Origin of the sequence: Coprobacter secundus subsp. similis (assembly GCF_015097275.1) — a bacterium.
In the GTDB taxonomy this organism is placed as follows: Bacteria; Bacteroidota; Bacteroidia; order Bacteroidales; family Coprobacteraceae; genus Coprobacter; species Coprobacter secundus.
The window spans coordinates 3,214,493-3,238,328 of sequence record NZ_AP023322.1 but is presented as its reverse complement, the minus strand read 5'-3'; the positions used below and the strand labels follow the sequence as shown (position 1 = coordinate 3,238,328).

11 protein-coding genes are annotated in these 23,836 nt (G+C 40.7%); 1 reads left to right on the top strand and 10 read right to left on the bottom strand.

What is annotated here, in order from left to right; all coding sequences use genetic code 11:
• Positions 1-172: 172 nt before the first annotated feature.
• Positions 173-1,942 (bottom strand): alpha-L-rhamnosidase-related protein, encoded by a 1,770-nt coding sequence (locus tag Cop2CBH44_RS12935; protein WP_200754959.1) that lies wholly within the window; start codon positions 1,940-1,942, stop codon positions 173-175.
• A gap of 27 nt (positions 1,943-1,969) precedes the next feature.
• Entirely contained in the window at positions 1,970-4,243 is a 2,274-nt protein-coding gene (locus Cop2CBH44_RS12930; RefSeq protein WP_246469121.1) for an alpha-L-rhamnosidase-related protein, read from the bottom strand.
• A 231-nt stretch (positions 4,244-4,474) separates the two neighbouring features.
• Here Cop2CBH44_RS12930 and Cop2CBH44_RS12925 point away from each other — a divergent pair, with 231 nt between their 5' ends.
• Positions 4,475-4,864 (top strand): hypothetical protein, encoded by a 390-nt coding sequence (locus Cop2CBH44_RS12925; RefSeq protein ID WP_200754958.1) that lies wholly within the window; start codon positions 4,475-4,477, stop codon positions 4,862-4,864.
• Between the two features lie 12 nt (positions 4,865-4,876).
• Here Cop2CBH44_RS12925 and Cop2CBH44_RS12920 read toward each other — a convergent pair whose 3' ends face one another.
• The 8 genes from Cop2CBH44_RS12920 to Cop2CBH44_RS12885 all read right to left on the bottom strand — a co-directional run bounded on the left by Cop2CBH44_RS12920 (position 4,877) and on the right by Cop2CBH44_RS12885 (position 23,830).
• Positions 4,877-7,015, bottom strand: coding sequence for a glycosyl hydrolase family 95 catalytic domain-containing protein (locus tag Cop2CBH44_RS12920; protein WP_200754957.1), 2,139 nt, complete (start codon positions 7,013-7,015; stop codon positions 4,877-4,879).
• 54 nt (positions 7,016-7,069) lie between these two features.
• A complete protein-coding gene (locus Cop2CBH44_RS12915) occupies positions 7,070-9,304 on the bottom strand; it encodes an alpha-N-acetylglucosaminidase (RefSeq protein ID WP_200754956.1) in 2,235 nt (744 codons plus the stop codon).
• A gap of 42 nt (positions 9,305-9,346) precedes the next feature.
• Positions 9,347-11,227, bottom strand: coding sequence for an alpha-L-fucosidase (locus Cop2CBH44_RS12910; protein WP_200754955.1), 1,881 nt, complete (start codon positions 11,225-11,227; stop codon positions 9,347-9,349).
• A 28-nt stretch (positions 11,228-11,255) separates the two neighbouring features.
• The gene (locus tag Cop2CBH44_RS12905) at positions 11,256-14,468 is read right to left on the bottom strand and encodes a chondroitinase family polysaccharide lyase (RefSeq protein ID WP_200754954.1); all 3,213 of its coding nucleotides are present in this window, start codon (positions 14,466-14,468) and stop codon (positions 11,256-11,258) included.
• A gap of 21 nt (positions 14,469-14,489) precedes the next feature.
• Positions 14,490-15,968: a RagB/SusD family nutrient uptake outer membrane protein gene (locus tag Cop2CBH44_RS12900; RefSeq protein ID WP_021930256.1), complete on the bottom strand. Its 1,479-nt coding sequence runs from the start codon at positions 15,966-15,968 to the stop codon at positions 14,490-14,492.
• Between the two features lie 17 nt (positions 15,969-15,985).
• Positions 15,986-19,009: a SusC/RagA family TonB-linked outer membrane protein gene (locus Cop2CBH44_RS12895; protein WP_021930257.1), complete on the bottom strand. Its 3,024-nt coding sequence runs from the start codon at positions 19,007-19,009 to the stop codon at positions 15,986-15,988.
• Between the two features lie 114 nt (positions 19,010-19,123).
• A complete protein-coding gene (locus Cop2CBH44_RS12890) occupies positions 19,124-20,899 on the bottom strand; it encodes a right-handed parallel beta-helix repeat-containing protein (RefSeq protein WP_200754953.1) in 1,776 nt (591 codons plus the stop codon).
• A 78-nt stretch (positions 20,900-20,977) separates the two neighbouring features.
• Positions 20,978-23,830, bottom strand: a complete 2,853-nt coding sequence (locus tag Cop2CBH44_RS12885) for a T9SS type A sorting domain-containing protein (protein ID WP_200754952.1) — start codon at positions 23,828-23,830, stop codon at positions 20,978-20,980.
• Positions 23,831-23,836 lie beyond the last annotated feature (6 nt).

The following is a 23,836-nucleotide window of genomic DNA, read 5'->3' as shown; positions in this document are numbered from 1 at the left end:
AGTGTGCCCCCTATCAGGTAATTGATTATTTGCTTTATATTCGAAAGAGTCCGGTGTAATGCCTGACTCTTTCCTTGTTGCCGAGATTTATTTTTTTATTATTGTAATACTTATATATTTTTTTAAAACTCCAATAAAGGCCTTGGCAGATTCGAATTTCCCGGAATCAAAATTATCTTTTTATTATCTTTATACCCTTGGGGGCTTCTACCTCCGATTCGACCGAGCCATCAGGTCTTCTATTATGGCGTACTTTTATCACTCCATAAGGAGTTGGGAATGTACCCTCTACCCACTGTAAAGCACCTAAATGAGGCTCTATTTTCACTACCTTACAGCCAGGCTCTACAATCGATACTCCCAATACATACTCACTCAGCCAGGCTGTTGGTCCCGAAGCCCAACCATGCGCAAGGCTATGACGATAGCCCTTATAACAATAATCTCCATATGTTTTATGCACATCTATTTTCCCGGGTGGAGTCAGCTCATCTATCCGAGACGCATTTTCTTTCCAATCAATATCAAAATCTTCCCAAAAAGTCGTTGCACCCAAATCAAGCATTCCGCCCCAGTATTCTTTCATATTTTGTATAGCTCCGACATAATCTCCTGCCAAGCCTTGAGCCTGAAGTATATAATACCCATAAAAAGTAGAAAATCCTTTAGCTCCTCCAACTTGTATCACATCCTTATTTGCTTTCTCTGCCGGCACAATACCGGCTAAAACCGCCAATGCCGCTGATTGTTTGGAGGCTGTATACTCCGGTATAACCTCTCGCATACGACTTGCAGTCTCTGAACATTGTTCTGCTAATCCGACATCGCCCAATGCAGACATCATTTCTGCTCCGGCGTCCAATGACATCAACATCAAGGCATGGATACCGGAATCGACAGCTTTTTTATTCTTACTAGTAGGCCAATCAAGGAAACGTCCTTTTTCAAGATGTTCATTTCCCTGTTTATCTACATTAGATATAAGAATCTTAAGCAGTTTTCCAAGATAAGGCTGTTGTTCTTTCAGATACGTCAAATTCCCATGATATCTATAATAGTCTCTATGGATCAATATCCACCATAAAGAATATGTACATTTACCATTCATCCAGCCCGGCAGAGGCGTCTCATCTCTTGCAAAATCAAGTCCTCGGGATAATGCCTCATTGTCACCAAACACAGCTAATGCCGTACGTACTTCAGGATGAAGATCTCCCAGCCATACCAGACGATCCCGTTTCGGAGCTTCCACCAGATATTCTTGCAAATTAAGGTGTAACGTATAAGCTCCCGTCAGCCAGATGCTATCTACACGCGGGTCACTGGAACGAAACGAGCCTAAATACGGGATATCCCGGTACACTAAACAAGCCCGAATCTCCTTAATTGGAAGGGAGACATTATCTTCAACCATGTCAATACGGACAAAACGAAATCCTGAATTTCCAACCTCACATACTCCTAACCACGGCAACTCAATTATGTAATCTCTCATAGCATGGTCATTGGTTGCTCCGTTTTCCGGAGTTATCTCACACATAGCCTCTCCTACCGATTCGCCCAAACGAACACGAATTTTTATCGGTTTGGTAACGTTCCGTTTACACGTAACAAATTGTAATCCACCTTGAATCTCACATCCAAAATCAAGCAAAATAGAAGGTCTTTTCCCTTCTTTCGAGGTAAATATGCATTTAGGTGTTTTAGCCGTCGTAGCCTGGCCATTACCCGGTAACAACAAATTTTCCGCTCCGGCAATCAACTCTTCATTTTGCGTCCACATAATACGTACTGGAGAAATATAAGCTCGAGTACGAGTATCAAATTGTGCCAGCTCCGATACCTTTTGGGAAAATACCGGTGGTAATATTCCCTTTTTCTCCGGTTCTGCATGGAGTGAAACAAAAAACAGAACCGATATATACACCCAGAATCTTTTCATTGCTATTTCACTTTGACTAAACATGCATCAATGTCCTGTCTCGTTTTTCAAATACTTAATTACAAAATACTTGCTTCCGGAGCCTACAGACGGAATTTTTAAAAAGTTGCCTTCACGCAGTGCAGGGACAACGGGGTTACCATTCAAAGTCAAATCATATTGCTTTACTCCTGAAGGTACAGGTATATATACATCTGCCAAAACATTAGCCGGGATATCGATATGAAGACAAAACTGCTCCGGTTGATTTTGAAAACCGACACACACATCTCCCCGTATTGTAGGAAGTTTTATAGAAGCCTCTTTCAATACAGCAGGCTGTGGTTTTATTCTTATTTTTTCAAAACCAGGCATAATGGGCTCTATCCCCATCAATTTACGAGGTATCAAATTGGCCGGAGCAGCTCCCCAAGCATGGTTCCAATCCTGATTGGATTTATACTGATTATCCCAAGCTTCCAATGTAATTGTCGAGCCGGCACGCAACATGTTATACCAACTGCGCTTATCCTTTGAAGTAAGTAATTCCAGTGCATAATCGGCAGCTTCCGCATCATATAACGCATCTAATAAAAATTGAGAGCCATAAACACTGCAAGCCATTCCCCGCGAACGAATAAACTGCACGACACTTGGAATTTGTTCAGAACCGGTTAGCCCAAAAGCCAATGGAAACATATTGCCATGTATAGACTGATGCTCCGTACCGATTCCGTCACGGTATATTCCCATACGTTTATTGAAAAGTTTCTTATTAAATTTCCAAGCAAAATCAGCAGCCCGCCGGCTATAATCTTTAGCTTCATCAAGATACTCCAAGGCCCCTGCTATTTTCGACATCAGCACCAATGTATAATAATGATAAGCATTTACGACTGTATTGACCTCTGTAAATACATATCCGTCACGCTCATTTTTCGGCCAGTCTACAATATCTTGCAATTGTTGGCCTTCCAGACAAATAGACTTATATAACTCCGGTGTCAAACGGTCTTTATCTGTACGAATAAAACCATCATCATCAGCCAATGCCGAAAGGGTTTTATTTCTCAACAATTCGTAATTTTGCTCAAGAGATCTCCTGTCTCCGGTATAAAGATAGTCATTCCATGCTATAATAACCGACTGCATAATCCACTCGGTAGGCCATGTAGCATGAGTCAATAAATATTCATGGCTACGACGAGCAAGAGAAAACTCCCTATCTGTACAATAATGGGCAAGCTGATTTATCAATGCATCCGCTTCATATGGAATTCTCTCCCGGTCTCCATCTACATAAATCCCGGCAAAAGTAGTGGCCTTGATTGAATATTTACATAAGTCCCATATTTGCTGCAATATAGTGTCAGAACATGAAAATTCAGCAGCCTGATCATCAAACGGATATTGTACTGTCTCCCGGCTCACTGAGACCAATTTTTTACCGATATTCTTTCCTTCAATCTCACAATAGCGAAATGGATACACTTCTCCTATATAAGAAGGCATAAGAACTGCCTTTTCTGCCGTATTCCGTGCATCAGCAGGAATTTTAACATAATAAGTATGTGTGCCCGAAAGCAATGCAAGCCGCTGGCTCAAAAAACGGCGCGATCCTCCTGGAGTCGGGTCAATTCGGCTATTTCTCAGACATTCGCCCAAACGTACGGTCACAGTGTCCTCTCGCTGCTTGGATGTTAACGTTAAGCATATTTGGCCAAATGCAGCTTTTCCGAAATCTACCAAAACGGTATCCTCCGAAATTTGTTGTACCGATTTACCAACTGTTTGTACTGTTTTTTCCAAAGGATAATAAGGTGTCTTATATTTCACAAGTGTATCGGCTGTCTGAAAAGCCTTAACTGCTGACCAGTCTTGAGCATCTCCGTCATTCCATGTCATTACACGCCAATAGTAAATGGTAGAGGGGCGCAAAGTCCGGCCTTTATATTGCTGGGCAATACTATTATTACCTGATTGCCGACCACTGTCCCACATATCTGCCACACCGGTCTCAAGCAGTTTACGTGACGATGCAACTTGTATCCTCCACGCTGTCTGTACTACATCCTCTCGAGTATCATTTACTTGCCATCCGAATTGCGGCTGTTGCGTAAAAATCAGAACGCGTTGCATTGGTTCTATAACTTTTCCTACATAATCAATAGATAACTGGGAGGGATATCCATTCATCCAAACACGTTCTGTATACTCAATCAAATCTGTCATTAACCGTGTAGGAGAAGCACTGTATACAGAATGACATATAAAACAATACCCTATCGTCCCAGTCAAGATAGATAGCAAAATTTTTTTCATAAATTCATTTTTTCCAAAATTTCAGGAATCTGCACTATATTATAGCACTGCAATTTTAGCACAATGATTATCAATCTTACATCCAAGTTTTACAAAATAAACAATCATTTATCAATATCACAAATTTAAATACCGAAACTGATATTTTTCTTATCTTTACAAACTATTAAAGCAAAGCAAAACTCTACATCAAAGCAGAGTAGAACTTCAGATACAAATCAACAAAATAGAATGATAAAACAAGACTTTTTATTAGCTCAAATCGAAGAGCTTACTAAAAAAATAGCTCGTCTATTAAGGAAAAAAGAAACGAATGAACCTGACATTGATACTGCTGCAGACGATTGTTACAAGGCTTTTCGGCTAAATTTAAATTCTATTACAAATTTGCCTGAAGACGAATTGACAGAACTCGTACCTGACTGGCAATTACTTGAACTATTGGTAAAAATCATGCTAAATGACACACGCATCAACCATGATTTGAATCAAATGGAGAAAGCTCAGGCTTTACTTTATTACATACAGGAAAACGATAGGACCTATTCATTCGACCGAATTGCGACGGCCAGAGAGTTGGACACTCTTATTCAAAATTTAAAATCGGGCAATCACAACTAGCCGATGCTTTCTCTACTTCCGAGATATTTCGGCAGTTCCTCCTCGCGGCATAATCAATTCGAAACCATTCTCATCGGATGATTTTACTTTTGCTTGTCCTGAAAGCTTTATTTTACATACTTCTTTTTCTATCCCCGGATATATTTTACAGGAACCGCCATACAAACTTTTTACAAATACTCGTTTCACTGTTCCATCTGTCCGTTCTGCACTTACCTCAAAACCCTTTTCTGCCAACAGACGCTCAAATTTTATATCTTTCCATTTTTCAGGAACCGCCGGCATAATCTTAATGACACCGTCTTTTCCTGATAATAACATTTCGGTAAAAGATGCAAGGGCCGACATCGGTGTTTCAAAACATGGGCCGGACTCTCCATACAATGTATTTTTCCGAATAAACTTATCGAAAAATACATTCAGGTATCGATATGCCCGCTCACCATCTCCCAATAATATCGCCATGGAAGAAGAGCCGGTATAAGTGTATCCCTGATAATATTGATTTTTAAATCCTAACCAAAAATTTATAGAGCGATTAGCTATATCTTTATTTTTTGGAGTATCTAAAGGAAAATTTTCTAACGGATACAGCATCAACAAATGTGAATAATGACGGTGTCCCGAAGTCAATTTGACATCTTTTCCTATTAAGAATCCATCCTTGTCCACCGGATAAGGAACCAGTTTTTCCGATATTCTTCTCCATTCCGGCAACAGTTCATCATCCAAAGCAAACATTTCGTCTACTTTTATCAATGTCTCACATCCCCAACGAAGTAAAGACAATTCAAAATTACAATCCTCGGCTTCTCCATATTCGGGCGAATAACTTTTAGGAAGATGTAAATAACCATCCTTACCTTCATACAGCATCGGGCGATAATAATTGATTGCCAACTTCAACAAAGGGAAAAATTTTTCCTTCAATCGGGTATTATCCATTGTATAACGGCAATACTTCCAGTAATACAGCAAAGTCCATGTCAGCAATCCATGTTCTTTTTCTACAGGACGGTCACAGTCATACGAACTCACACGGCCTATCGCTGCTGCCGGATAAGGACTGTTGCGAACATTTTTTTTCAAATTATCCACATGATTATCGAGCATGGAAAATAACGGTAGAGACAATTCGCTATGATTTATGGCAAATACCGGAGAATATGTCAGTTGTATATTCAGGTTCCACCATATAGCCGGCCAAGGGGTATTGTTATGGTACCAAGGTCCCATCAAATCTATCGGCAACCTGTCGCTTCGAGTTGCAGAACCGAGTTTATACAACTGCGTCCAGAAAAACGCATTATAGCGCTCTTCCGACACAGAAATATAACTTTTAGAATAAAACTTACGCCACCACTCGAGATGCATCTTTTCGGCTTTTTCCAGTGAACAGGAAAAAAGCCCGTCGATATCTTTCATAGCATCTTTCTCTGTATCGGTACGAGATTGCGAATATGCTACCGAAGCCACCAACAACAATAATCCTTTTTGCTTCACCTTTTTCCACACAGTGGTATATTCTCCTCCGGCGAGCATAGGCTGTTTACATACATAAAAACCATTTTCTTCATATATCTGGGGAGAAGGATTGGGACCGTATCCCTGAAGCTTATCCCCCATCCGGTCCTTATAAGTCCCATTTTTATAAATATATCTCGGACTTATAGAGACCTCAGGACGAAACAATATATCCGGTAACTCATCTCCTTTCAATTCGATGACATACACATTATGGCAAGCCGGGGTCAAAGTTCTCCATGCAAATGCCACACTGCCATTTCTTACATGCCCCGAAACCTCACTTTTATATAAATCCATCAACATATCAGAACTACCTCCTGACATCGGAATCAAAAACTTTCCGATAGGCAACCTGCACTTCTGATATGCAAATGGAAAATTTCCAATTCTGTGATCGGTCACATCGGTTCGTCCCAGCTCCCAACATAAGGTATCGCCTTTTTCTTTATAGACCGAAGCTCCTAAAAAACCGTTCCCAATCAGACCACTACTGTAATAATCATTGACAACCGAATCGGTATAGATACTATATTGTTTGAGTTCTTTTCGAAAATCGATATTTTTTGCCGATACAGGCAATATACTCATGCTCAATACTAATCCGATAAAAATTTTATTTTTCATAAAATTATATTTTCTATTTCGTAAAACTCAACAATAAGTCTTCTCATCCCTTTATCAATAATCTTGAGACCTGGATACTTCTATCCACTTATCGTATAGACGAGCCGATATTTCGACTGCATCCCCAACCGGGACAGAAGGATAAATATCATTTTTTTCTATCCAAGCTTTTTCCCATTCCGACAATTTTGTATAAAAATCATTTGCGTAATGTCCCGGCCGACCATAGACAAACTTCAAGTTCTTTTCAGAATATCTTGTTTCATCATCCTTCTGGTCCAACAAAAAATCAAAGAACATTTGCCAGCGCACTTTATAATATCCTTTAATCAGCCCCGACCATTGCCGATTCGAGTAGTCATATTGTATCGCTTGCGGAGTGACAGGCCCCCACGCTGTCACCAAGTTCCGGGCATTTGCTTCGTATATATTCTTTTCTGCATCTGTCTTTCCCCAACTACGGGCATCGGCTATCCATTTCCCTAACAAAAATTCTTCTCGGGTCGATAACAGGGTATCCATATCATCCATCAAATCCAAGAATTGCTTAGTCTGATTTTTAAACGCTTCCATATCTTTACCCTCATACGAAGCTGCAAACTCCTTTTGTAAGGGTATGGATAAGTTTGCCAAACACTGCCGGGATATATCTACCAAATCATACTGATAAGTAGACAGAGATTTTATTTCCTGAGAGGCCTGTAACATTTCTCTCCAGGCATTCCACAGTTCTTTCTGATTATAATCTCTATCGATATCTCCATTCGGAGCCACTTTCTTAAAATTCAATACCGGACGTGCGCATATGGCAGCTTCCCAAGTAGGGTCATTCTTTTTACTTTGAGCATAGACTGTCTGCAACAAAATTTCCCATGCTCTCTGCACATGTCCATCAGGTTTTCCATATCGGGAAATCTGGTAATCATATACCCAATTTTTAATTTCTGGAGCTTCATGCATCCATGTAATTTCAGAAGCTGCATCATAAATCACCGGATTGTTGCAAGAAGCTTCCGGGAAAAGTCCTATACCTTTTAAATCTCCGGCTTGAGGATTAGATAACAAATTCGGGGCATTGCTGCTAAACTGTTCGAGATTCCCTCCCATAAATACTCGTCCTCCAAAATTATGTATGATACCGGCCACCCAAGGACGTCCCCAAAATTGGCTCTTCTTCCAACGGTTACCACTCAGGTCAAGCAACAATATTTTATTCTTGGGTATGGCCTTTACAATACCTTCTCTTAATGACCAAGTCTGCATGGCTATTGTAGCCATCGTATCTACCGAATGTATCGTTTCATAGATTGTACGACCTACATCGTTCAGATATTTCTCTCCTTTGACCGGAGGCTGACCTTCATGGAAAGGGTCGGCAGCATAGATATGGTCTGTACCAAACAACTTCTCTTGTTCCTTTAAAAAAGTCCTGCCCATCTGTACAAACAAGGGATCCATCGGATCCAACTGAGCCGGTCCGGGAGTTACTCCATACCAATCTCCTTGGCATTTAATCTTAGCTTCAGGATACTTTTCCTGCAAAATACGAGGTACATATCCGGTAAATCCTTGTAGAATAGGAGTCATCCCCAAACTTCTTTCTCTTTCCAAAATCTTTTGCCCCAACTTTACATGGGTGTCTATCCAGTTTTGGGGTAGCGGACCTCTCCAACCTTCTATATTTGTCATAAATTGCCAGGCAAAATAAGCCGGGCCGACAAGGAAAGCCCGAATTTCGTCATCACTCATCCTGAATTTACACAACGTATTTTGCCAAACAGCTTCCTGTCCCGTAATAGCCAAAGGCATATTCACTCCATGCATAGCCATCCAATCTATTTCACGTTGCCAACGTTCCCAATTCCACCACGGCATCGTATAACTAAACGTGCAATAGTTAAAACAAGCCCGATATGTATAAGGAGTATCTTTCCTTACTTTTTCGGTAACGAGCGGCAACACATCAGGCATATTCAGATTATCACCGTTCGACGATATTTGGCAATGACAGTAATATTTCAAATAATAGTTCAGTGCCGATGCTACAGAAATCGGATTATTTCCCGTAAGAACAATTTTTTTCCCTTTGGTCTCTATTTCAAAATAATCTTTTTTTACAGTCTCCGGACGGATACAAACTTTAAAATGCTTCGCATATTCAGGAATCACCCTTTTTATCAAGGCCTCTGATGCTGCTTTCCACTCTTTTTCCTGATTTGCTGCTCCGGTATTTCCAATAAATAAGCACAAAGCAATTATTATCGCACAAAATCTAAAATGTATTCTCATATTATAGGCTGATAGTCTGTTGACAAATATACAATTTAAAACTTATTCCCAGAAAAGCCAATTCAAATAGAACAGCTCTCTGTCAGGGACACCTACCGGTGTTACAGAAACTGTGTACATTCCGGCATGGGGAAATTTGACCTTTCCCAAATGCCTTGTATAGAATTCTTTGAAGCCACGAGGGCCGGGTAGAGTTTTGGCTTTTATACTACCGACATCCGATATAGTCACTTTATAAAATTGACCGGCTGCAATACTATCACAAGCATAACAAATCCGCAAACTTTTCTCTCCTGCCTCCGGCACATAAATACGCCATTCGGCTTTCGCTCCTTCTTTTTCCCATTTCCCTATGCTCGAGGGACTGGCTACCCAATTTTCCGGAGATAGTTTCTCCCCCGAAATAATAGCTGTCCCTCCAGACAGTTTTGCCGTCTTAATTCCCGAATGGATACCACCAAAATTTATCTCTCCGCAGAAACCATTTTCTACTTGAGTATCGCCTTCAATGACAAGTTCTATTACGGAGTCATACGAGCAAGGTTCCGATACCGGGCCCAAAATATGCAATAAAAGTCCACTTTGTTTTACTTCAACTTTCTTATTCAATGATAAAATACGAGCACTTTTCACCTTATTCTTGAGGCCATTAACTCGAATAATACCATCAGAAGGCCACTCAAAAACATGCAAGTACAAGCGTGTGCCATTTTTGTCTTTCCTTTGCGTTATCAATCCCCAGTCTTGAAGCTGCGAAGAGAATGGCGTAGGTCCCGTACCATAAAAGCCCTCCTTATTGGTACGGATAACTTTTCCGATTTCTTCCATTCGTGTTTTGATTTCCTGCGGAATAGAACCATCGGCACGGGGCCCGATATTCAACATCACATTTCCTCCTTTCGAAATAGATTGTACAATCTCTCTTACAAAATAAGTGGTAGACCTCCATCCTTGGTCATCCCTATTATACCCCCAAGAGTGATTAAAAGTTGCCGCAGTCTCCCATGTATGCGACTTCTTATTTTCGGGAAATTCATTATCGGCCATCGTCTCAAAATCGACGCCATTATCTCCGACCTCATGTATTCCCAAACGTGTGTTTACTAATACCGTAGGGTCGAGAGAACGTATCATGGACAGCATATCATCCAATTGTTTCTGCGTCATCGGGGTTTCTTTTACCGGATCCTTGCGCCAACAATCGAACCACAACAGTTTGATTCCATAATCCTTTATCAATTCCGCAACCTGAGGCATAGCCTTTTCTCTCCAATATTTATCATACTGTTCCCGAGTAGGGAGTTTTCGGAAGGGGGCATCGATTTCACCACGTCCGGCAGCATCCAAGTCAAACCCGGGTTTATTCCCATCGGCATAGTCCCAATCGTTGTTCGTGCCATTTTCATCTCCCCAGTCAAGCCAATGAGAATAATAAGCGCACAAAATGATTCCATGTTTATCACATTTTTCCTTCAGGCATTTCAACACATCAAAATGCGTTCCGGACAAATTTCCATACGTATAATCACTGACCTTCGAATTCCAAAATGCAACTCCATCATGATGTTTTGTTACAAACGTCAGGTATTTAAAACCTCCTCTCTTTGTGGTAACTACCCAGTCTTCTATCGCCTCTTCCGTGATGGGCATCCGTTTGGCCATTTGGTCCCAGTCGGCTCTCTGTACTTTATTATGTAGTCGCAACCATTCTGCATAAGTCGAGTTTCTCAATACCTCGCCATTGAACCGCCCTGCTGCCGGAGTACATAAAGACCAGTGAATCATGGTTCCCAGACGAGTATCCTCAAACCATTTTACTCTATCTTGTTGATTCATCATCGCTACTTTTTCTACCGCACTTCCCGAAATTATCGGGCAAAGCAAGAGCCAGACGGTAAATAATATATTTACTATCTTATTCATTTTCAAATATTTTAAAATCAGTGACGGATTATCTTATCCATTTAAAAACCTTCGAATCTGCAGCCTGTACTACTTGTACATAATTGACTCCGTTTCCTACCGAGCAATTGTCCAAAGAGTAAGAAGTCATACCCTCCGGAAGAACTGTCCGGTAAAAGAGTGTCCCGGAAGAAGAATATACAGACAACACAGTTCCTTGTTTTGTCGCTTCACGAAAAAACAATCGAGCATTTTTATGAGTAGAATCTTGAGACAGATATACCCATTGCGCCAATTGTGCATTGCCCGACAATCCTGTTGCATTTATATCAATCAATGTAAAATAAATCGGGTTCCCTTCAGACAATTCATAACTGATAATCGTCTCATCGTTTTCATTCTTTATCGAAACACCTTCCATATTATCAGCCAATTTCCAATTCCCCCTTACCGTTATGCTTGTTTGTGTAGGTTGAGGAAGAAAAGCCCAAGTACTGTTCGACTCATCTCTCATATTCGCATTCGATACAGATATATCCAATCTAGTATTCATGCCGGTTCCCGACTCCTTCAACAATACCAACTGTTCTGTCTCACTCGCTTTTATATGGCCAAATGCAATATCATCTGCCGTATCGAAAAATGTATAAGCCGTAACAGCTTTAGGTTTATAAGTAACTGCATGTAACTGTCCCGTATGACATTCTATCTTGTAGATTTCACCACCGTCATCACCGAACTTGGCTGCCAAATCTTGCATTTTATCTTTTGTAGTATTGGGAATCACTACAAACTCATAACTTCCATTCGACGGAGCAAAACCATGATTGATAAACGCTTTGGCAGCTACTGCCGCAGTCTGGGGATTGTCTGCATCAGAACCATTCTGATTCGGAGTCTTTTGTTCACCATAAATAATCTCGACGGCATCATTTCCCTTAGGTACATAATATCCGGTATTATGGGGGGTAATCATCCAAAGGTTATTATCGAGATTGTCTGTCTCTTTATAAGTATCCGAAATGTCCGCACCGTTAACAACTAAAGGTCCGCTCACTGAAGAAATGATATTTTGAAACAGATTTGTAGCCGTATTCATCTCCGAATTATAAGTTCCTAAAGCACTAATATCACTGCCTAAACTTATCAACATACCGTCTATGGCAAATACGGACTTTTTAAATTTCAGATTTGTATTGTATTTAAAATCTCCATAAGCCACCTGGCCATAATCCGAAACAAATATTCCACATTCCCGGTCTTTCGAGGCCAATGCTCCGGCATAGCTGCCAGCCAGCCCGAAAGCATCATGCCGCCCTGTCGTATTACTTGCCGGCATCAGATCCCGCCATGCAACTGTATGTACCGTAGTTGCCCCGGGAATCACATTCCAATCCCATCCGGCTCCGTTGTTCGTCGGATATCCCGACACATTGAGTCCTCCACCATCATAAGTAATCTCTAATGTTCCGTTGCTTTGATAACGACCGAAGCGATTTTGTCCACTATAAATCTCTGCTCCGAACGAGAAAGCCGTCGGGGCTCTCATCGTCGCTACCCAATTATCCATACGATAAATACCTAAACGACCATAACTGAACGGATAGAAACCTTCATATTTTTGTTCGGGCACTGCATACCGGTCAGACATAAAGAAATAATTATATGCTGCCGCCAAGTCTTCATCCATTTCCTTACCCATAATATCACCACCAACACTAATCATATCGGCAAACAGATTTTTAGTAAACTGTACCGATACACCACCTTGCCCGAACGGATTACGCCCACACAAAGAATTGGCGATATGCCGGGTATCGCCCGATGTTCTGGTCGCCATTATATATTCCGATACAATTGCCTTCTTCAGCCGTTCATAAGCCGGCTGTGATATACGGAAGCTCGTTCCTTTCAAGTAATTGATATACTCTACCCACACTTTATATGAATACATATAGTTATTATAGTGAGTAGAATGATGGAAACCTGTACCGTCCGGTTTCAATATGTCCCGTCCTCCCAATGAATATTCCGTATTACGTTCCAAAAACCTTTTCATGGCTTTTAACTGAGTGACACCCTCTTTCACGGTCGGCTGAGAAATCACATAACCAAAAAAAGTCGGAAGATAAGTATATATAACATCTGAGTCGAAACGGTTCAAGTAGCTTCCTTCCGGATAAAACGCCATACCGAATTCTGACAACCATTTTATCATTTTCAACATCTCGACACGTTGTTCGGGAGTATAAGCATCCATAGCCTGTAAAAAGCCCTTAGGGACTTCCTTGATAGGAGTATAGGTATTAGGTGCTATTTTATATTTAATACCTTCCGCAATACCTTGATCTAACAAATGGTCGATAAAATTTTCAAATAATTCCTTATCGCTATCCTTTGCCGTAGCCTTGGTGGCAGCAGCAGCCAAAGCACTGACATGTTTAGACAATGTTTTCAAGTTATCAACAGACATCATCTCCGAATTAGCTCTCGTATCGATAACATCGCCTCTTACTGTCCCGTCCTCATTGCGAACAATGTTAAAACCCTTGGCATATTGGCGGGCTGCATTTATAGAAGTAATATTGCCCGAAGGATTAAAATCTAGTTTCTCCTTAAGATTATCCCGGATTGCCTCAAAATCTGCAATTTCCTCTTCGGTAGGCTCACCGGCAATATCTATCGGATTGGCATATATATCCAATCGGGAAGTCCCTCCGGTCAATTGCTCCCGGTCCAGAATCATATGATACCCATGCTCCCGGCTCGAATTAGCCGTTGCATTGAAATTCATGGAATCGAAAAAAATTTTCTTCTTATCACTATCCGACGTCTGCAAACTAAAGCGGACTTTATTTATAGTCGTTACACCACCATTCGTATACTCCGAATACAAACGGTCAAAGTCACGCCACCCTCTAAAATTAAGAGCAACTTTAGCCGTTCTTTTCACATCGTCATTTCTCATAAAATCAATGACCAAAACATCTTCACTGACTTTACAATTATATACGTAAAAGAATGCAGCACCGGACGTCTGTAATGCGTTGAAAGAAGCAGTCATCACATCTCCGTTCGAAGCCTCCCAACACAATGATTTCTCACCATCTTTATAATGTTCGCCACTAATAGAAAGTTCGCCTCCCGTAGCTGTCCACTGGGAAAGGGCACTCTCATTCTCAAACGTAAATGCCGGAGCTCCCTGGGCCATAGTACCCATCGAAGTCAACCACAATAAAAATGCCGGATAAATTCTCTTCATAATACTATTATTTTTATCTCATTAATACCCCGGATTCTGTTCCCAACCGCACATCTCGACTTGAGACGAAGGCAACGGCAAGATATAATTCCGTTGTTGATTTTCAACAAATCCCATATCCCAGATACGAGGATTCAATTTATTATATTCCTCTACTCTTTCCGTACGAACCAACTGGAACCAACGTTTACATTCTGCAAATAGTTCCCAGCCTCTCTCATCGAATACATATTGATTAAAACCTTCTTCATCCAACCCTGCCGGTACATCATTGGCAACTCCGCCATTCGCTCTCTTACGTACGTCATTCAAGCATTGGTATGCCAAATCATTCGGTCCGTGATCTGCCCGATTTTGAGCTTCAGCATATATAAGTAACACTTCGGCATAACGATATATTGGTGTTATTCCATTCGATTGTGCCGATGTAATGCCATAGTCCCGGTATTTGTTGATAGGCGGGCAACGCATCTCCAACTTTTTCCACGGTCGCTTTACGATACCGACTTTTATCGATGTAATAAAGTTGAACTCTTTTCTTGTATCTTCCGGATAACGTTCAAAAAAGACCGAATCGGCCAAATAATCGGTCCAGCCTCCTTCTTCCGTACAGAGATAAGAAATTCCATACTGGCTGGCCATATCATAAGTTGCACTATGATTAATGGCAAAAATATGTTCTGTATCGTCTGCCTTGTTTACTTCTTTCCATAACTCACTATAATCCGATACCAGAGTGTACTTATGCCCTGTTTTTTCAATAACTTCCTTGGCTTTTGCTGCCGCTTGCGCATACATCTCCGTCTTCTTTAGCGGCCACCCTGCCATTGTCAGATACACATCGGCCAAACATGCTTTTGCCGCACCTATCGAAGGTGTCGAATTGTTGTCTAACCGGCCTCTGTCCGGCAAATACTTTTCGGCAAATTGCAAATCAGGGATAATCAATTGCTCATACACATCAATTGTCTTATTTCTCATAATAGGAGAGTTACCAAACATATCGGTCTGTGTATATGGGTCGGTTATTGCCGGGACGTCTCCGAAGAAACGTACCAAATAGAAATAGGCCAATGCCCGATAAAAATGCGCTTCTGCTTCGTAAGGACGCTTTACCTCTTCCGATGTATCGGTAGATTTGGATATCCCGTCAATAATCTGATTGCAATATTGTATAAGACTATACATGTTTGAAAAGAAATTGCTGACATCGGTTCCACTCTTTACGTGCAGTTCATCTATATCAAAAGTTCGAGTACTTCCTATCTGGCCGGCTACTACATCATCACCTCCTAAAGTCAAACTTTGCAAGCGACAATTGAACCCGTAATTGTTACTCCACAACACCTTCGGCAGACCTGTAACCAAGGCCTCCATATTCCTTTCGTTATATTCTATTGTTTCAGGCGTTAAGACACTTCTCGGTTCTTGATAAAGGTCTACACACGAAACACATATACCAACACAAAGAGTCAACGCTGCTTTTATAATCGTTTTCATAATTTTTCCTTCTAAGGTTAAAATCCAAAATTTATACCTATCAAATAATTTCTACCATTAGGATAATATCCATAATCTACACCCGAAGCCAACGGCTTACGCAAAGTCACTTCCGGATCTATACCCGAATACCCGGTAAATAAGAAGGGATTCTGCAAAGATGCATAAATGCGGAAATTATTAATATGGCAAGACTTTAATATTTTCTTAGGTAAAGTATAACCCAACGTTATACTCTTCACTTTTACAAAATCTCCTTTTTCAACAAACTGAGTACTGGTCTTTTTATTCGGATTTTTTACAAAACCGGCAATTCCTGTTTCTTCATTTTCCGGAGTCCAACGATTATAGAATTCCGGATTAGGTGCAATACTACCTCCTACCGAAAGCAGAGCCGAACGGGTATGGTTGTAAATGTCAAAGCCATGAAAACCGACAACAAATAAGCTAAAATCAAAATCTTTATACGTAAGAGTGTTTGTCCATCCCCAATTAAACTTGGGAGAACCATTCCCGATAATGCCGCAATCTTTCTCATTTATCAAACCTTCCGGGTCATTATCCAAATTTTTATATTTATAAGATCCGGGTTCAGCTTCTTTAGGTGCATTCTGCATTTCATAGGATTTCCACACACCTTCATAGAAATACCCCCACATGGAACTGATACGTTCACCTTTGATATTCCTGAAGTAGGCCTCTTCGTAACCTGACATAGTGAAATAATCATTATCTATAAAATTCAATTCTTCTATGGTACAACGGTTAGATGACAATACCAACTTTGTATTCCAACTGAATGTAGGACCGACAAACGGATCGGCTCCAATGGTTACTTCAATTCCTTTATTCAATATCTTCCCGGCATTTCTCAATTCAGAGCCAAACCCTGTAATCACAGGTGTATTTACTTTCAAAAGAACATCCTTGCTCAGTTTATGATACAAGTCTATCTCAAAAGTCAATCGATTATTCAGAAAGCCCATATCCAATCCTAAATTGAACTGGCTGGTCCTTTCCCACTTCAAATTCCGATTGCCCAAGCTTGTCACTTTATATCCTAATTTATTATATCCGTCCCGGACATTTCCGAATTTGGCAAAAGCCGAATAAAGTGCGACAGCCTGATTCCCTGTTTCACCGTAACCAAAACGAAGTTTGAACCGGTCTATCGGGTCTACATATTTCAAGAAATTTTCCTGTTTCATATCCCATGCTACTGCTCCGGAAGCAAAATTTTCCCACTCATTTCCTTTTGCCAGACGTGATGAACCATCTCGACGGAATGATGCCGTAAACATATAACGATTCATCAACACATAATTTACCCGCGCCATATAAGACAACAAAGTCGAAACATTGCGGCTGGTATTACCGGTCACAACATCTGCCATACCGGTATTGTCTGCTCCAATTTTTTCAGAAACGATATACTTGCCGTTACTATAATTCGTACGGTTATTATTATATTGTTGTTCCAACAGCAAGGTCGCATTAATCCGGTGGTTTTCATTAAACTCTTGAACATAAGAAAGGATATTTGAGTTTATCCAGTTTATATTCTGTGTACTTGTTGCCGTAGCCGAGGTCTGATTGGCATTCTTATATGCTTCATAGCTGTCGGCTCCACAAGTTTGTGTCGATAAGTTATTGGCAAATGTACCTCCTTGTAACATCTTAAAGCTCAACCCCTTCCACAAGGTAACATCTATATAACCTTGAAGATGGGTAGATGAGTTGAAGCCACCTTTATCTATCTCCCAAATATGCCCCATAGGATTATACTGGGGAGAGTTAAGATTCATATTATTATAATTCCCATTTTCATCTTTGGGTTCTATAGTCGTAGGATATCCTAATGCTTGCAACAATACTCCCTCATATTGAGAAAAACGAGGACCATAGGTCTCATTATAATTACCCCAAATATTTACTCCGGCCTTCAACCATTTCAAAATTTTTGTATCTACCTTTGTCCTGTAGTTCACTCTCGTACTTCTCGAATTCTGGACGATACCCCGGTTATCATTAAAGTTACCGGAAACAAGGAACTGTGTTTTCTCAGATCCGCCTGAGATAGAAATATCATGATTATGTTCGATAGATACATCTCTGAAAATGTTGTGCAAATAATCATATCCGCGCAATCCTTGGTCAAATTCGGCAATCTGCTCATCACTATAAAATACTTTTTCTACTCCCTGAGCACCGAAATATTCCCTACCGTAATCATTTGCCAGACGGGCAAATTCTCCCGCAGACAATACTTCCGGCAACTTATATGGGGTTTTCATATTCACAAATCCGTTGTAAGTCACCTGAACTTTTCCTTTTTCCGGATTTTTCGTAGTAATCAAAATTACACCATTAGCCCCACGAGAACCATAAACAGCAGTAGCCGACGCATCTTTCAACACCTCTACCGACTCGATATCTGCCGGGTTCAAAGAATTAAAATCTCCTCCGATGAATCCGTCAATCACAATCAGAGGTCCCGTATCAGCTTCAAATGAATTGACACCCCGAACCCGGATTACAGAATTCGACCCCGGTTGTCCCGACTGTTCTACAATAGAAACCCCTGCAAGACGTCCCTGTAATGCCGTAGACAAGTCCGATACAGGCATCTGCTTCAACGACTCGGTAGCTTTCACTGACGAAACGGCTCCCGTAAGATCGGATTTTCGCATAACTCCATAACCGACAACGACAACTTCATCCAACATCTTTTCATTTTCCGATAACGTAATATTCAGGAATTTTTGTCCCGAAACATTTACAGTTCTGGCATCATAACCGACATACGATACCTTTACCTTCGCTTTATCCGGAACCTTATTCAAGGTAAAAGCTCCGTCTATATCCGTTATAGTTCCGATGCTCGTACCAATCACCGCCACCGAAGCCCCAATAACCGGTTCTCCTTTCTTATCCACCACTTTCCCTTTTATCACCGCTGTTTGTGCCCAAGCAGACAACGACAAGCAACAGCATAAAACGAGACAAAGCCATCTTGTTATAATTGTGATTTTAAAATTCATTCTTGTGTATTTTAAGGTTAATAAGTCTTTATATCTACTGTAACAGGTAAGGAATACATCCCCTTAATCTGTTACAGCAGAACATTTTACACCAAATACTTATTTTATCTCTTTTTACTTGACGATAACTTTACGGACAGTCATACCGGTATTGTCACTTACTCGTACCAGATATATGCCTTGTGCTGGTATATCAAATGTATTTTCTCCTGTCTCAAGCAAGGCTTCCTGAACACAAATACCCGATATGGTGTATACTTCAAGGGTCCCTGTTGATGACGTCATTACAACTACTTTATTTCCGGCAACATATACATTTGCTTGACCTTCGACCTTACTATCATCTATACCTGATACTCCAGCATCTTCCTGATAAGCTCCTAAATTGATTTCTCCGGACGAAGGACGAGCGTTCCCTGCCAAATCATTCGAAACTTTCGCATAAACAGTCTCATCGAACGAATCGATAATTATATCTACATTTCCTTTGCCCTTAGCCATAGACGATTCACTCAATGACCAGTCTGCTTGTTGCAATTCGCCTTTTTTGGTATCGTCTGTCGCTAAACCGATAAATGAAGTCGGTGATTTAAATCCGAAATCAGAAATAACGACATTATCATCTGCAGTTGTAAACAATTCATTTTCGGCAGCGACACCATTGAAATAGGTATATACTTCTGCCGTACCGGTACGGGCTACGTCTTGATCGATAATATTATTTATCATCGTCGGGCCATTTTCCAAGGTAACCGGACCTTCATTATGAGATATGGTATTATTCATATATACTCCAAGTGTAGCATACACTGAATTATCATCACCTCCATTGTTCGTTATCAGACAGTTGGCGACAATAGCTCCACCTCCCATATCATGCATGGTACCTCCGGTCGTTCTCCAAGTACTTTCCGAACGGCGATATTCATTATTGCGGACGATACATCTGTTTATCAACACAGGAGAACCTCCTTTTACAAAAACAGCAGCACCACCCCAGCCTTTAATCTTATTTCCTTCTATAACACAATCCTCTATAACACTCCAACGATTATTCCAAGAATTATGCACACAAATAGCACCGGCATCTCCATTCTGGGTAGTACCTGTTATTTCATAACTATTGTTCCGAATTGTTGTTTTCTTTATCAAAATCGTTTCGTCACCTTCTTCATCTGAGGTGTTAGAAGTTTGGGCCTTTATCGGAGTATAGAGATTGTTTTGCAACAAGCAACCTTCTACATAAATACGATCACGGTTTTCTCCTACTTTGTTATTTCTCAAATCGATAGATGCAACAGTCGCATTATTTTCATAAAGGCAATAAAGGACCTTTCCGCCATCTTCGAAATAGGTAATAGAACCTCCGGAAGCAGCACTGCAATTCCGGAAAATACAGTTTTGTAAAGTTACCTTTTCCTTGAAATACCCCACACGCCCGTTGGATGTCTTATGCCCATCTACCACAATTCCGTCGAAAAGAGCTTCTGCCGACCAGATAGCATCTTTATCTACCCGGTCAAACAAACGTAACGATGTCGCACTACCATTTACGGCACGTATTATAGTCTCGTGCGAGAACTTCCACGGTTCTGCAGCAGCATTTGCGCGTTCTCTTTGGTCGACCGATGTTTCGTTTCCTGAAAAACCACCATAAAGGCTGACACCTTCTTTATAATTTATAGTTTGATCTGTCTCATATATACCGGCTGCAACCCATATTTGGTCACCGGAATTTGCTTTATTCATTGCAGCAACTATAGATTTCATCGCATCACCCCAAGAAGCTCCGCTCTTACCATCATCTCCTGAACCGGATACATATATAACTCCGGCATTTGCTCCTGCATAAAACAATAATGCAACAACTGATGTAAATAACTTTTTCATAATCTTCTTATCTTAAATTTTTAGAGAAGGATATGGAAATTTTCACCATTCCCATATCCTATTTTTGTTTATTATTATTTATTGAACCAAAACTTTACGTACCACAATACCATCTGCTACTTTCAAATGGATAATGTATATTCCTGAAGCCAAATTATATCTGTTCTGACCTTCCTCGATATTCACACTCTCAATCACTTGTCCGGCAACGTTATATATCTCCATTATCGCATTTGTCATGCAATCAACGATAATACCACCTTCTACAGCGTAGATATCACAAGCATTCATTTCATTATTTTCTATACTTACAGAGACATCTTTTTTAGTTTCATAAACTCCCAAATCGATAGCACCGTCTTGGAAACGGTTATTACCATCAAAGTCAAACATGGGAGCAGCGTCACTCCAGAAACTATTATCACCCTTATCTATGATTTCCGATGTGCCTTCGACTTTCCATCCCTCGGCACTGAACATCGCCTTCTGCTCATCGGTAGTAGAGATACCTACAAAATCAGTAGGAGCTACAAATTTTACTTCATTTGCCGTCAAAGTATACGAGTTCTTTATATAAGAAGGAGTGGTTTCCCATTCATAGTCGGTACCCAGACTGGCTACCGTATTTCCTGTATTCTCGGCAGAAGCTATATCCACAGCTTTAGCCGGTTTGTCTTCGATGGTCCGGTTACCTATCACCAAACAATTGGCAACCACATTTTCCCTATCGGTACCGGCCAGATAAATAGCTTCATTGCAACGGTTATTGGCAATTGTCGCATTCAGGAATTTACCTCCGTTCAAGAAAACAGGGAGTCCGTCATTGTTATAAATAAGACAATGATAAAATTCATTGGTTGCCGTATGAGAATATATAGCCGAACCACGCCCCATGTCGGTATCCTTTTTCGAAGAATTGTTGTAAAACTCACACGCTTGAATATTCGAATATTGATTTGCTCTCAATCCCACACCATTTTCTATCTTCGTGTTATATGTATTTCCCTCGAAACGGACATTCAGGACTTTAGCAATATTAGAAGCATTTGTTCCTCCGGTATATACCGCTCCATTATCCGATTTATTATTATATACATAAGAATCTTTCAAGATTGCACGACTATATAAGGTGGCAGCTATACCGGCTTCCGTTCCCACATTGTTCCGGAATATGCAATTTTGTACAGTCGTAGCTGTCGCAATGCCAAAAGCAGAACCCTTAGTCGAATTTTGCACCGTAATTCCATCTACAATAGTAGCCACACTTCCACTGGTTCCTGCCTGATTTATCAAACGAGTTCCGGAAAAGTCCGCAGCCGGTTCTATAATCGTCTCATTCACAAAATCCCAAAGATAACCCGATTCGCCTTTTTCTCGTTGTTCTATGTCTGTCTCTGTTCCTGCAAATCCACCATATATATTTACACCTTGTATCAAGTCCAAAGTAGCGCTCATTTTATAAGTACCTTTAGCTATCCATATCTCACCCGCACCATCCTCTACAGAAGCTATCGCTTCTGCCAAAGAGGTAAATATATTTGCCTCAGGCAATCCCATATTCGACCAAGCGGTCGACTCCTCACTTTCTTTCACATAACGGTATTTCCCTTCAGGTTTTGGTTTATCCCCTTCTTCCGGATAGACAGGGGCTTTCTCTGACGCTGTTTCATACACACCTAAATCGATGTTCGTATTCAATACCCTGTCATTTCCAGCCAAGTCTACCTCGTATTCATCCAATGGGAAATAACTTTTCTTTCCCAAATTGATAATAGCCGATTCGTCCGTCACTCTCCAGTCAGCATTTGCCAATTCCGTCTTTTGTTCTTCCGTAATATTTTCAGGAACCCCCTTAAAAGAGGTAGGAGCGATGAATTTCACTTCATCAAAAGTCATCGGATATGCTTTTTCTACAGATGCCGGAATTTCAAAATCAGCAGCCAAATTCGCGATTTTACTGGTCGATACAGACCCGTCAATGGCTTTTTCCCCATTACCTATCATCACACAATTATACACGCTTGAGATGCCGTTAAGAGTCATCAATCCTGCGGAAGCATCGTTATTCACCAACGTACAATTGATAAAATTTGCCGGTTTGGCACAATAAACCGGAATACCGTTATTATTATAAACCAAGATCTGGATAAATTCACCGCCTGCCCCACCGACATAAATGGCAGAGCCTCTCTTGTCAGCACCGGCATTCGTTCCCGAAATAACACAATTTACAGCAGCGACATTTCCATAACAAAAAACGGCACAGCCCGTATTACCCGTGCCATATACATTATTTTCTATACGTACATTCAGGATTTTCGCTTTTTGAGTGGCGCTATTACCTCCGCCCCACACTGCACCATCGACATTTACCGTATTGTCATGCACATATGAGTTTTCCAATGAGCAATTTCCCCACATACGAACCAGTTGGTTTCCGGTATTATTTCTGAATATGCAGTTTCTTATAGCTCCTCCATTGCGAACTTGTGCTACAGAATTATTATTTTTCTGGAAGATAAAGCCATCTATAGCATATTGGCCCATACTACTGTTAGATTCTATCAAACGTTTTCCGGAAGGAAATGATGCCCCAGGTTCGATAATGGTCTCATTTACAAAATCCCAAGGATTGCCATTCGGTTTTAAAGCCCTTTCAGCCGCCATCGATTCCGTGCCTACAAATCCACCGTAAAAACTTACTGTCTTCGATGCCAATGCAATAGTCGCCTCTAGCTGATATGTACCGGCCGACACCCAAATCTCATCCATATTTTTAGAGGCAGCGTATGCTTCCGCTATTGATGTATAAACATTTTTCTTGCCTTCCCAGGCAGAAGATTCTTCTCCGGGTTTCACATAAATAATTCCTGCAAACAGTTGCCCGGCTATAAACAGGAATAACAAAAGGAGTAAATTTGTCTTTCTCATAATTAT